The organism is uncultured Roseivirga sp. (assembly GCF_963973945.1).
GTDB lineage: Bacteria > Bacteroidota > Bacteroidia > Cytophagales > Cyclobacteriaceae > Roseivirga.
This window is the reverse complement of sequence record NZ_CAXBBV010000006.1, coordinates 129389-142835: the sequence shown is the minus strand read 5'-3', so window position 1 is coordinate 142835 and position 13447 is coordinate 129389. Positions and strand designations below refer to the sequence as shown.

Sequence of the window (13447 nt, the reverse complement as noted above, 5' to 3'; positions counted from 1 at the left end):
TTATTTTTCTTCCACTTTATCATATTTTGCTTTCCATCTAGCGTGTTCCGCTGGCTTAAATCTATAGCCTTTGTGTTCAGCAAAAGCTTGGGTAAACTCGGCTCCAAAGAACATAATCAGACATGTATAATTAATCCAAAGCATGATCAGTACAATACTTCCTGCCGCCCCATACGATGAAGCTGGTTCGGCTTGGCCGAAGTAAAAGCTTAAAACAAATTTGCCAATAAGAAATAGTATGGCTGTAAAAAAAGCACCAGACCATACGCTTTTCCAGTTTACGCTTACATCGGGCAACACCTTAAACACCAAAGCGAAAAGTATGGTGGCCATTCCCAGTGTAATGGCAAAGTCCAGCACATTTACCAGTACAAGTAAATAGTCTGGAAACTGGCGGCTCATCCACTCACTAATGGCGGCCAATACAGCTGAGATTACCAAAGATATAAGCAGTAAAAAACCAATGGCAAGAATAAGCCCCAACGAATATGCTCGGTCAAAAATGAGGCGCTTAATACCGCTATTAGGCTTCTGCTCTACCCTCCAAATATTATTAAGCGATTTCTGTAATTGAAAGAAAACTGTTGTAGCACCAAACAACAAAATGGCAATCCCGACCCCACGCATAATAAAACCCGAATCACTTCTATACGAACTGGCAATCATGTTTTCAACACTTTGTGCGGCATCATAGCCAATCATACCCGAAATTTCATTTACCAAACGGCCTTGAACAGCCTCCTGACCATACACAGCACCTCCAATGGAGATCAGCAAAATCAATAGCCCCGGAAGAGAAAAAATTGAGTAATACGCCACAATTGCACTTTGACGAAAGGCTTCGTCTTCGTTCCATCCTTTAAACGCCTGCTTCAGTAATTTCCACCATGTTTTTACACTCATCATAAAAAATCAGATATGTTATAGAAACACATGGGAGCCCATAATGTTAGAAAGCCATAAGCAAATGGGTGAATTAGAAAAGCTTCTGTATTTTTGAGCTCCAGAACATAATTAGGTTTGACCCACGGTGGGCATCCTTTTTTCATTCCATGCAAATTCAAAAAGGGGAAATATCTGAAATACTTGAGAAAGGGAAACTAAAAAGCCTTTTCGCTCCCATTGACAATGCATCTATTATCCTATTCAGAATAATGTTTGGGGTTATTATGTTTTGGGAAGTCACTCGCTATTTCAAATACCACTGGATTGAGCGCTATTGGGTCACTCCCTATTTCAATTTTGCTTATACACCATTCAACCTAAGTCCATTGTCTGAAAATGGAATGTATATACTTTGGTATGTTTTGGGTGCATTGGCCATTTTCATCACCATAGGCTTTCTTTATAGAATAAGCACCGTTCTGTTCTTCTTACTCTTCACTTATACTTTTCTTTTAGAGCAGGCACGTTACCTCAACCATTTCTATTTGGTCATTATCGTCAGTTTTATTCTCATTTTTATTCCAGCCCACCGTAGCTTTTCTATTGATTCTAAAATATTTAAGGATATAAAAAGCCCCTACAATGCCAGTTGGAATCTATGGTTAATTCGGTTTACAGTGGGCATTCCGTACTTCTTTGGGGGTATTGCCAAGATTAACGCTGACTGGCTTAGGGGCTATCCACTCAAAGATTGGCTTTTAGGCGACCAGAATTTCCCAGTCATAGGGCAGTACTTTACAGAGCACTGGATGGTCATGATTATGTCGTATTCTGGCCTGCTACTAGACTTAGCAGTTGTTCCAGTTTTACTATTCAAACGCACCCGAGTAATTGGCTTCATTGCCATTTGTCTCTTCCATTTAATGAATGTAGAACTATTCGAGATCGGCATTTTTCCTTGGTTTATGATTGCCGCTACAAGCTTATACTTTAGCCCCAATTGGCCAAGAAAACTTATTCAGAAAATCGTTTTCAAAGGCGATAAAACTCAGGAAACTAATAACTTCAACCCTAACCCAAAATACCAGAAAGCAGTTTTATACGGGTTGGGAATTTTCTTCGCTATTCAGGTTTTTCTACCTATGCGCCATTTACTTATTAAAGGAAATGTTCACTGGACGGAAGAAGGCCATAAATATGCTTGGCACATGAAGTTGAGAAGCAAAGATGGGAGAACCGAGTTTATGGTGAAAAACAAGGCTACCGATGAACTCATTGAAGTCAACATTGAAGGTTACTTACAAGATTGGCAGGAACGAAAAATGGACGGAAACCCACAAATGATCTGGAAGTTTGCTAAGTTTTTGAAAGAAGAGTATGGCCGAATGGGGGTAGATGTTGAAGTTTACGCACAAGCTTTGGCTTCGCTTAACGGAAGAGCCTACCAGTACATTATCGATCCAAATGTAGATTTAGCAGCGCAGGAAAAACCATTTTTCAGTAACGCTAAATGGATTCTACCCTTGGAAGTTCCTTTAGAAAATCAGCGATAAGTCGTTAACGCGAAACCAGATAATGCACCAACCTAGCCGCCAGTCTTGCAGTAGCGTTATCTTGGTCATACTTTGGACTCAATTCAGCTAAATCTACACTGATTAGTTTTTGAGATTCAATCAATACATCAAGTGTTTTGAGCACAATATCAGGTGCAAAGCCCATTGGTGAAGGGGCACTTACTCCGGGCGCATAAGCCGATGAAAAACCATCCAAGTCGATTGTCAAATAGACCTGATTTACCTTTTGCAAAAAGTCATTCAAGCAGCTTTTTACTTCGCCCCAATGTTCTGTGGTATATTCCGTATTATCTAAATAAGTAACTCCTAATTCATCGGCCGTACTGAAAAGCGTTTGCGTATTCGCAGACCTTTGAATACCTAAACAGCAATATTCGAATGCCTGATTTTTGGCCTTACAATCTTGTGAGATTTGAAAAAAAGGCGTTCCAGAAGTATTCCCGTTTTTATTATTTCTTAGGTCGAAATGTGCATCGAGATTGATAATTCCGATGGTTTGGTTTTTCCCCTGCCCATCTAAAAACTTACGAACTCCGGTATAATGCGCATAAGCAATGTCATGGCCTCCACCTAGTAAAATAGGGAATGCATCTTGGTTCAACAACTGGCTTACAGCCATGCTTAAATGGCCGTGCGTTGCGTCTAAATCTTCGTCAGCGCAGACTACATTTCCAAAATCCAGAATATCAGTCGGTTGCTGAAAATGGTTTGGAAGAATGGCCAGCATTTTACGGATGGCATCTGGTCCATCAATCGCTCCAACCCTTCCCTGATTTCGCTTTACCCCTTCATCCACAGCATAGCCTAAAATGGCCAATTGCTTATTGGCAGAAGGCTTTATTTCCTCTAGCGAGGACGCTTTCACCATTTCATACCAGTAGTTAGGCCGTCCAAGGTTTTCATCTTTTCGCCCTTTCCAAAGCGACAGGTCTGCGGGTTTTACTGCGTTCATAGCTCAGACTTTATGACCTCTTTTAAATACCATTGCAGGTTTCAGCTTGCCTTGTTGGTAAAGAATTTCTTGGTAATTATTACAAGGGAAAATGGCCAAATCGGCCAATGCACCTTCCGCTAAAGTTCCACGATCTGTTAATTCTAAAGCCGCTGCTGCTCGAACCGTAATACCTGCCAACACTTCGGCATTAGATAGTTTTTCTACTGTGCCCAAAACCGCGGCCTGCATGAGCAAATCACCCATAGGAGCCGAACCTGGATTCCAATCGCTGGCAATGGCCAAACAAGCCCCCGCATTCAATAATTTACGAGCAGGCGTATAAGCGCACCCTAATCCCAAAGTAGCCCCAGGGAGTGCGGTGGCAATCGTGTTGCTCTTTGCTAATATTTCAACTTCTTTATCTGTGCTGGCTTCTAAATGGTCAGCACTTACTGCTCCTACTTCTACTGCCAATTGGCTTCCTCCAGTTGAAAACTGATCGGCATGAATGGTGATGGAAAAGCCCATTGCTTTGGCTCTTTCTAAATAAGGCTTTGCTTCTTGGGGCGAAAAAGCACCCGACTCCACAAAGATATCGATGCGGTTCGCCAACTTTTCTTCCTTCAGAATTGGAAATAATTTTGAATCGATTTCTTCTAAATATTCCGTTTTCGAACCTTTAAAATCCTTTGGATGCATATGGGCCGCCAAGCAAGTGGGCACTAAATCGGCAGCATGTTTTTTATTCACTTCTTGAATGGCGCGGAGCATTTTCAACTCTTCTTCTACCGTAAGTCCATAACCACTTTTGGTTTCTATCGTGGTTACTCCTTCCGACAAATGGCGACTGGCACGTTCGGCAATTCCAGCTTCCAATTCTTTTTGCGAAGCATTTCGAGTTTGGGTAACGGTGTACCAAATGCCACCGCCCAACTCAGCCATTTCTAAATAAGTCTTTCCTGAATTGCGGAAAGCATAATCTCGTGCCCTACTGCCCGAAGAACAGATGTGGGTATGTGAATCGATAAAACCCGGCAAGGCCACAAAATCGCCATCGAGTTCCACCACTTCGGCACCAATAATTTTGGCTTCGTTTAAAAGTGTATCGAAATCTCCAGTTTTGGCAATGGTTTCTCCTTGCAGAAGAATTCCGACTTTACCCTCCAAAACATTGAGTTGTTCGTCTTTTAAAGCACCATTTAAAGGCAAGCCCGTCATGGGTAAAACCTGCTTAAATGGGCCGATTAGTTTGTAGGTGTTCATGCCAAATTTATTATAGTCTTTTATTAGTTCCTTCCTCCAAAGTCTCAGAGTCAGGATGAAAAGTCAGTATATTAAACTTTATCACTCCAAAAACTGGAGATCAAAGCGTCAATCCAAACTCATCACTCTTTTCTTGAGCTAGATCATAGCCTGCATCTGCATGACGAATAACGCCCATTGCAGGATCAATGTGAAGCACACGCTCCAAACATTTCTCTGCACGCTCGGTACCATCGGCCAAAACCACCATACCTGCATGTTGTGAATAGCCCATTCCAACACCTCCACCGTGATGGAAAGACACCCAAGTAGCGCCTCCACTGGTGTTGCCCATCAGGTTCAATAATGTCCAATCCGACACGGCATCACTACCGTCTAGCATGCCTTCGGTTTCGCGGTTAGGCGAAGCTACCGAACCACAATCCAAGTGATCGCGACCAATAACGATTGGCGCTTTTACTTTGCCTGTTCTTACCAATTCATTGAAAATAAGCCCGGCTTTTTTACGCTCCCCCAAGCCCAACCAACAGATTCTGCATGGCAAACCTTGGAAGGCGACACGTTCTCTGGCTTGTTTCAGCCAATTGATCAAATGATGATTGTCTGGAAATGCTTCCATCAAAGCTTGGTCTGTGGTATAAATATCTTCTGGGTCGCCAGAAAGGGCAGCCCAACGGAAAGGGCCTTTTCCTTCGCAGAACAAAGGACGAATATAAGCTGGGACAAAACCCGGAAAATCGAAGGCATTTGCCTCTCCACCCTGACGCGCAAATTCACGTAAATTGTTACCATAATCAAAGGTAATTGAACCTCGTTTCTGCATTTCCAGCATAAACCCAACATGCCTTGCCATACTCTTTAGCGACTTGGCTTTGTAGGTTTTAGAATCTTCAGCTCTTAGTTGATCCGCTTCTTCCAAAGTATAACCATTAGGAATATAACCGTTGATTGGGTCGTGGGCAGAAGTTTGATCTGTAAGAATTTCAGGAATAACATTATCAGCTAAAAGTTTTTCGAGCACATCACCAATATCGCCCACCAAACCGATGGAAATCGCTTCTCCTTTTTCCTTTGCATCCAAAGCCCAATCTCTCGCTTCTTCATAGGAATCGGTCATTTTATCGATGTAGCGTGTGTCCAAACGTTTCTTAATTCGAACAGGGTCTTTGTCAACACCCAAAAAAGTGGCTCCGGCTAAAGTAGCGGCCAAAGGCTGAGCGCCACCCATTCCACCTAACCCGCCTGTCACCACCAGCTTATGTTTCAAGTCCCCTTGAAAATGCTTGATGCCACAGGCCACAAAAGTTTCATAGGTTCCTTGAAGAATTCCTTGGCTTCCGATGTAAATCCAGCTTCCAGCCGTCATTTGGCCATACATCATCAGGCCGCGTTCTTTCAATTCGTTGAAATGCTCCCAATTGGCCCATTCTGGAACCAAATTGCTATTCGCAATCAGCACGCGAGGCGCTTGAGGATGCGTTGGAATAATTCCCACTGGCTTTCCTGATTGCACCAAAAGACTTTGGTCGTCTTCCAGTTTTAAAAGGCATTCGATAATTTTTTTAAGTGCTTCCGGGTTTCTCGCTGCTTGGCCGTTCCCACCATATACCACCAATTTTGAAGGATCTTCAGCAACCTCGGCATCTAGATTATTCAAAAGCATACGCAAAGGCGCTTCAGTTTGCCACGATTTGGCATGAAGCTGATCGCCAGTTGGCGCTTTATAATGCGGATGGTTGGCGTATTGCTCAATAAACTTCGAATAATTCATGCTGATTAGTTTTGAGTGTCCTATAATTTTCTTCTTGGTGAACAATAGAAAGCAATGCTCCATCCTTCACCATGTTAATTGTTTTTTCTATGTCTAGGGCGAAAACCCTGTCTACCGTGGCATGCGTAACCTGCTTTCTTACCAAGTCATGCATTTCGCCAATAATTTTACTCGATTTTAACGGACGATGAAAGTCAAGTGCCTGTGCGGCACAGAGGAGTTCGATGCCCAATATTTTTTCTACATTTTCGATTACCCGATAAGCCTTTCTTCCCCCAATAGAGCCCATGCTTACGTGGTCTTCTTGGCCCAAAGAAGTTGGAATACTATCGGCACTGGCAGGAAAACATAAACCTTTATTCTCACTTGCCAAAGCCGCTGTAGTGTACTGAGGAATCATAAAACCTGAATTAATTCCTGTTTCCTTCATCAGCAACTTCGGTACATTGTCTACAGTCCCTTCAAGAGAAAGGTAAATCCTTCGGTCGGAAATATTACCGATTTCCGAAGCGGCCAAACAGGCGTAATCTAATGCCATGGCCAAAGGCTGACCGTGGAAATTACCTCCACTAATGGTCAAATCTACATCGAAAATCACAGGATTATCAGTAACTGAATTGAGTTCTATTTCAACTAACTCTTTCAAATGCAACCAAGCATTTCGCGAAGCCCCATGTACCTGCGGAATACAGCGCAACGAATAAGGGTCTTGTACCCTTGTGCAGTTGGCATGCGAATCCATTACAGCAGAGTCGCTGAGTAAAGCAGTCATTCTCGCGGCCACATGTTGGTTTCCTTTAAACGGACGCAATTCATGCAATTCTGGTCTGAATGGCTTAGAAGAACCTAACAGCGCTTCTACCATCATCGCGCCAATCAAATCAGCATGGTCGAGGCAGTTATGAAGCCTGTCTACGACTTTCACCGCATAGGCCAAAATAAATTGTGTACCGTTTATAAGTGCCAAACCTTCTTTCGGGCCTAGTTCTAATGGCGTCAACCCATGCTTTTGCAGTACACTCAGTGTATCATGCTTTTTGCCATTCTCCATTACTTCACCCAAACCTATTAAGGGAAGAAAGAGGTGAGATAATGGAGCCAAATCACCAGAAGCCCCTACAGAACCTTGGCTAGGCACTACCGGAATAATATCATTATCGATATGCCATTTGATGCGATCTAAAGTAGTTTCGGCAATACCAGAATAACCTTGTGCTAGGGAATTCATTTTAAGAATGAACATCAGTTTTGAGATGTCATCTGGTACCGACTCACCTACGCCCACACTGTGGCTTTTGAGGATATTCTCTTGCAAAAGCCTTGTTTTCTCTTCGGAAATAAGGGTGGTACAAAGGGGCCCAAAACCAGTATTAATTCCATAAACTGCCTTTCCCTTGGCTACAATTTCCTCAACTGTCTGCTGGCTTTTAATCACATTAGCACGGGTTTCGACACTTAAGTCTCCCGTCATTTCCCCAGCACAAATGGCCAAAGCTTTGCCTACTGTCAAATGCTCCTCGCCATACAAGAATATATGTCTTCCCATGAATGTTGTTTAAAATAAAAAAACCCGCTAAGGAATCTACATAGCTAGTAGTTTAGAGCAATGTAAATAGGAGATCCTTAGGGGCGTATCAGAAACCTGTTTTCTAATACGAAAGTAAGTCTTACTTTTAATAATTAGAAATACCATTTTTATCAATAGTTAATAACTATGAGTTATCAATTAGAATTTCGGCACCTCAAGTATTTTATGGCGGTAGCCGAAGAACTTAACTACAGAAAGGCGGCAGAAAAACTGTTTATCTCTCAGCCCGGTTTGAGCCGACAGATCAGCCAAATGGAAGAAGTTTTGGACGTAAAGTTATTTGAACGTACCAAACGCAAAGTGACATTAACCACTGCAGGAGAACATTTAATGCACGAAACACTCTTTTTAAATAACCACTTGGAACGGGTTAAAAAGGAATTGAAAAGAATTGACTTGGGTGAACAGGGTGAAATTAAGATAGGATTTATTGGTTCGGCCATGCAGAATGTAGTACCCGACCTGATGGTAAAAATGAATGCCCAGTTGCCCGAAGTGAAAGTAAGTTTGGAAGAAATGTCGAATAAGGTTCAGGTAGAAAAAATGGAGAAGGGCGAGCTTGATTTCGGTTTTATTCGGCTCTCAAAAGTGCCAGAAGGCTTTCATAAGCACCCCGTATTAGAGGATACTTTTTCTATAGTGTTACCAAAAAACCACCCTATGGACGCAACGCAATTTAAAAGCATTGCTCAATTGGCAGATGAACATTTCATCCTGTTCTCTAGTGAATACAGCCCACTTTATTATGACATGATTATGAGTATTTGCGAAGATCAAGGCTTTACTCCTACCGTATCGCATAAATCAGTGCATGCCCAAACCATTTTCAAATTGGTAGAACGGGGACTTGGTGTGGCCATTATCCCAAGCGCCTTACAATATGGTTTTGATTTAAAGGTGAAGTTTATAGAGTTGAAGAACATTCCTCAACGCACAACCCTTTCTGTGATTTGGAAAAAAGAAAACCGTAACCCCGCCATGTGGAAAGCTAAAAAATTGTGGTTTGGGGAGTGATTACCCAGATATTTTGACAATCAATCACTAGTACTAGTGATTTTTAGTTTTTACTTGCTTCTCTCCCTTGGTTCATCAAATCTGGACTTTATATTTGCGATCTATTTATAATAAGTCTAAATAAGAACAGATGAAAGAAAGAGTCTTTCTTCTACTATAAAATATACCCCATGAGAACCCTTAATAAATTCAAAGCCCTAGCTCTGGCCATGCTGTTGATGGCAAGCTTAAACTTTGCTGTAGCGCAAGGCGACAATCCATTTATCCAATCTAAGTATTGGGCCGATCAACCTAGTTTAGAAACGATTAAAGCCGATATGGCCAAAGGTCATTCAGTACTTGAGGCCAATAGTGGTGGTTTTGATGCCACTACTTACGCTATTCTAAACAACAACCCATTGACCACAATTCAATTTTTGGTTGAACAAGGTAATTCTGTAAACAAGAGAACGCACGATTCAAGAACCTACATTTTCTGGGCAGCTTCTCGCGCCAATATTGAGGCCATGGAATACTTTATGACGCAGGGTGCGAAAACCGATCTTCGCGATTCACACGGTTACACTGTAGCTCAGTTTGCTGCTGCTGGTGGTCAACAATCGCCAGAAATCTACGATTTCTTTGAAGCCAATGGAGTGGATTTAAAAAACCAGAAGACAGCTGAAGGAAAAAACATCCTTCACATTCTTGCGCCAAGACTCACAAATTATGGCATGTTGGATTACTTCCAATTGAGAGGTTTTGATTTGAACGAGCTAGATGAAAATGGAAACGGTTTGTTCAACTATGCAGCCCGTAGCGGAAACACTGAGCTTTTGGAAGAGTTGGTTGACCGTGGTGTAAAATACAGTGAGAATAAAGTGACTGGCGAAAATGCCATCTTGATGGCGAGTAGTAACCGAGAAAACACGGTGGAATACTTCAAGTATCTTGAAAACTTAGGCTTAAGCCCTGCTGTAAAAACAAACGAAGGCGTTTCTGCTTTACACAGAATCGCTGCTTCAAACACCAACCTAGACGTTTACAATTACTTCTTAAGTAAAGGTTTGAACGCTGACGATGCGGATTCAAACGGAAACACGCCTTTGATCAATGCGGCAGGCAGAAACAGCTTAGAAATGGTAACCTTCTTGGCAGAAAGAACTAAAGACATTAACCATGTGAATAAAGAAGGTCAATCAGCTTTGACAATGGCGGTAATGCGCAATAATGCCGAGGTAGTAGATTACTTACTTTCCAAAGGTGCCAATGCAAAAGTTAAAGACGAAAAAGGCAATACTCTAGGTCAGTACTTGATCAGCTCTTATAGAGCCAACAATGTTAAAGATTTTGATCAGAAGCTAAAGTCTCTTAGTGCAAAAGGTTTAGACCTAAAACAAAAACAAGGTGACAAAAGCACGCTTTTCCATTTAGCAATCGACAAAAATGACCTGAGTTTACTGAAAAAGGTAAACGCCTTGAAAGTTGATGTCAACGCAAAAAATAATGAAGGAGCAACCGTTCTACACCTTGCTGCGATGAAAGCTGCTGATGACGAGATTTTGAAATATCTAATCTCAATTGGAGCAGATAAAAATAGCACTACAGAGTTTGAAGAAACTGCCTTTGATTTAGCTCAGGAAAACGAAAAGCTAACCAACAATAAGGTGGATTTAGGATTCTTAAAAGCGAAATAAGATGTTGAACATACAGCAATTCGGAACAAAGATATTATTGATTGCAGGATCAGTTTTGGCGATGGCTTTCACTTCAGATATTGGAAGCGTGAAATACAAATGCTTGGTACAAATGATTAACTACACTGGCGAAGACGCTTATGTTGCTATTTCATTAATGAACCCAGAAGGCGAATACGAACGAACTCTTTATGTGCAAGGTGATGATAGCGAATGGTACAGCGACATTAAGAACTGGTGGGCTTTTTCTTCAGGGAAAAACGAAAAACTAGACGGCATTACTGGCGCAAGTATTGGTAATGGAGAACGTCAAGTTTTGGCGTTCGAGATTGACGAAACAAAAATTGATGCAGGCTATAAAATTAGGTTTGAGTCGGCTGTAGAGAACCAAGACTACCATGTAACCGATGCAGAACTGAGCTTAAATGCAGAAAGTGTAAACAGTAAAATAGAGGGAAAAGGATACATTCGTTACGTACGTATCATCCCCAATTAATACCCTTCACGAGTCATTATGACCATTTCTTTTTGGAGATATAGCCACCTTGTTTTGGCTATATCTTCATCTTTATTCCTTCTTATCGCTTCCCTTACGGGGGTAATTTTGGCCTTCGAACCCATTATCGAAAAGGCGCAACCTTACCAACCTAGCGGAGCTTCTGAGCTTACTATTGCCGAATTGCTCAGTAATATAGAAGGGAAATACGAAGAAGTGCTCAGTATTTCTTCAGACAAAAACGGTTTTATTACAGCTTCTGTAATTGGGGGAAACGGAAGCGAGAATTTCTACATCGACCCTTTTACTGGAGAAAAAATTGGTGAGCTGAAAGAAAAGGCGGCCATTTTCAACTTTGCTACCAGCCTCCACCGTTCGCTCTTTTTGGGTACGATTGGGCGGTTTTTTATAGGACTAGCTTCGTTCTTACTTTTCCTTATGGCCACCTCAGGCGTAGCCCTAATTTTAAGGCGCCAAGGCGGAATTAAACAGTTCTTTAACAAGCTGGTAAAAACAAGTTTTCTCCACGATTATCATACGATTTTAGGTAGGCTGGCGCTTATTCCACTAATCGTTATTTCGCTTTCTGGCACTTACTTATCGTTGCTTAGGTTCTCTATCATTACTGAAGAAAACATTAGTCATGCTTTAGATTATGATGCCATTGAAGCCAGCCCAAAAATTAGCACAGCCGACTTTGAGGTATTCAATCAAAATACCTTAGAGAATTTCAGGTCAATTGAATTTCCATTTAGCAATGATGTTGAAGATTACTTCCTCTTAAAGCTGAAGAAAAAAGAAGTCATTGTGAATCAATTCACGGGTGAAGCGTTAAGCGAGCAGCCCTACCCTTTTGTGGCCTTGTTTTCTGAATTGGCCATGATGTTACACACAGGACAAGGCACAATTGTATGGTCAGTAATTTTAGGTTTGGCTAGCTTAACATTGCCCTTCTTTATTTATTCAGGCTTTGCCATTACCCTAAAAAGAAAGGCTGCCAGAATTAAAAACACTTATTCCAAAGATCAGTGTAAGTATGTGATTCTGGTAGGTTCTGAGGGAGGTACCACACGAAAGTATGCCAAGTTACTGCACGATCAACTACTGGCTGCCAAACAGACTTCTTTCCTCACCGACATGAACAAATGGAGCCATTTCAAGCAAATGGAGCATTTGGTGGTGATTACAGCAACTTATGGACAAGGTGAAGCACCAAGCAATGCTGATAAGTTCAAGAAGCTTTTCATTAAAGATTTTAGACCCAAAAACGACTTCTCCTTTTCAGTAGTGGGTTTTGGTTCATTGGCTTACCCAGAGTTTTGCAAGTTTGCTTTTGATACAGATGATCTGCTAGGGAAACATCCTTTAAGTACTCAATTGTTGGAAGTACATACGGTCAATAATCAGTCCTTTGAAGCTTTTAGTGAATGGGTTAACCCTTGGGCAAAAAAGGTTGGGTTAAGCATTGAGTTACCTAAAGTGGACAACCTGATTACCCGAAAGAAAACACAAAATTTCACAGTGGTCAACCGGGCAGTTTCTTCTAATGTAGAAGACAACACCGCACTGATAGAGTTAAAACAAGAAGGAAATAAGAGGTTTGAGTCGGGAGATTTATTAGCCATTTACCCTGAAAACAGTACTCGTGAGCGTTTATATTCATTGGGAAAATCTAAAGACGGTAATCTCCTGCTCAGCGTGAAAAAGCATGAACTTGGTTTATGCTCTACGCTTTTGCACGAATTAAAAATTGGCGATTCACTCGAAGGCTTTCTGCTTCAAAACAAAGCCTTTCATTTCGCTCAAAAGGCGAAGCGTACCATCATGATCAGTAACGGAACTGGTATTGCGCCTTTCTTGGGCATGATCAACCGTAACGGCAGAGCACACGAAATTCACTTGTATTGGGGCGGAAGAACAGGTAACTCATTCGACATCTACAAAGAAACCATAGAAGGCGCGTTGACCAACAATCAATTAGCGGCATTCAAACCTGCTTATTCACGCTGCTGTGATAAAATCTACGTGCAAAGCCTCATAGAAAAAGACGCTCCATTCATTGCCCAAGCGCTGAAAGACCATGGTACAATTATGATTTGCGGCTCCATTACCATGCAAAAAGGAGTAACTCAAGCACTCGACCAAATTTGCCAAATGCATAACAATCAAAGCCTAAGCTTTTATCAAAACCGAAAGCAGATTAAGCTGGATTGCTATTAGTTTGAGTCCCCCCTTTCGAAAACCTC

10 protein-coding genes are annotated in these 13447 nt (G+C 41.7%); 5 read left to right on the top strand and 5 right to left on the bottom strand.

The window, feature by feature from the left end; translation table 11 throughout:
• On the bottom strand, positions 1–906 hold the full coding sequence (locus tag AAC026_RS11920; RefSeq protein ID WP_339606462.1) for a YihY/virulence factor BrkB family protein: 906 nt from the start codon (positions 904–906) through the stop codon (positions 1–3).
• A 146-nt stretch (positions 907–1052) separates the two neighbouring features.
• Here AAC026_RS11920 and AAC026_RS11915 point away from each other — a divergent pair, with 146 nt between their 5' ends.
• Positions 1053–2438, top strand: coding sequence for an HTTM domain-containing protein (locus AAC026_RS11915; protein WP_339698274.1), 1386 nt, complete (start codon positions 1053–1055; stop codon positions 2436–2438).
• 4 nt (positions 2439–2442) lie between these two features.
• Here AAC026_RS11915 and hutG read toward each other — a convergent pair whose 3' ends face one another.
• The 4 genes from hutG to hutH all read right to left on the bottom strand — a co-directional run bounded on the left by hutG (position 2443) and on the right by hutH (position 7973).
• Positions 2443–3411, bottom strand: a complete 969-nt coding sequence (gene hutG / locus AAC026_RS11910; RefSeq protein ID WP_339698271.1) for a formimidoylglutamase — start codon at positions 3409–3411, stop codon at positions 2443–2445.
• A 3-nt stretch (positions 3412–3414) separates the two neighbouring features.
• The gene (gene hutI / locus AAC026_RS11905; RefSeq protein ID WP_339698268.1) at positions 3415–4656 is read right to left on the bottom strand and encodes an imidazolonepropionase; all 1242 of its coding nucleotides are present in this window, start codon (positions 4654–4656) and stop codon (positions 3415–3417) included.
• A gap of 100 nt (positions 4657–4756) precedes the next feature.
• Positions 4757–6427: a urocanate hydratase gene (gene hutU, locus AAC026_RS11900; RefSeq protein ID WP_339698265.1), complete on the bottom strand. Its 1671-nt coding sequence runs from the start codon at positions 6425–6427 to the stop codon at positions 4757–4759.
• Positions 6405–7973, bottom strand: coding sequence for a histidine ammonia-lyase (gene hutH / locus AAC026_RS11895; protein ID WP_339698262.1), 1569 nt, complete (start codon positions 7971–7973; stop codon positions 6405–6407). Before hutH ends, hutU begins: the two co-directional genes overlap by 23 nt.
• Before the next feature lie 168 nt (positions 7974–8141).
• Here hutH and AAC026_RS11890 point away from each other — a divergent pair, with 168 nt between their 5' ends.
• The 4 genes from AAC026_RS11890 (at position 8142) to AAC026_RS11875 (ending at position 13421) form a co-directional block, all read left to right on the top strand.
• Positions 8142–9029 carry a LysR family transcriptional regulator gene (locus tag AAC026_RS11890; protein ID WP_339698259.1) on the top strand — a complete coding sequence of 296 codons (888 nt, stop codon included), beginning with the start codon at positions 8142–8144 and terminating at the stop codon, positions 9027–9029.
• 170 nt (positions 9030–9199) lie between these two features.
• Positions 9200–10705, top strand: coding sequence for an ankyrin repeat domain-containing protein (locus AAC026_RS11885; protein WP_339698257.1), 1506 nt, complete (start codon positions 9200–9202; stop codon positions 10703–10705).
• Position 10706: 1 nt separating this feature from the next.
• Complete coding sequence (locus AAC026_RS11880) at positions 10707–11201, top strand: DUF2271 domain-containing protein (RefSeq protein ID WP_053223597.1); 495 nt, start codon at positions 10707–10709, stop codon at positions 11199–11201.
• Between the two features lie 18 nt (positions 11202–11219).
• The gene (locus AAC026_RS11875) at positions 11220–13421 is read left to right on the top strand and encodes a PepSY domain-containing protein (protein WP_339698254.1); all 2202 of its coding nucleotides are present in this window, start codon (positions 11220–11222) and stop codon (positions 13419–13421) included.
• The last annotated feature ends 26 nt before the right edge of the window (positions 13422–13447 follow it).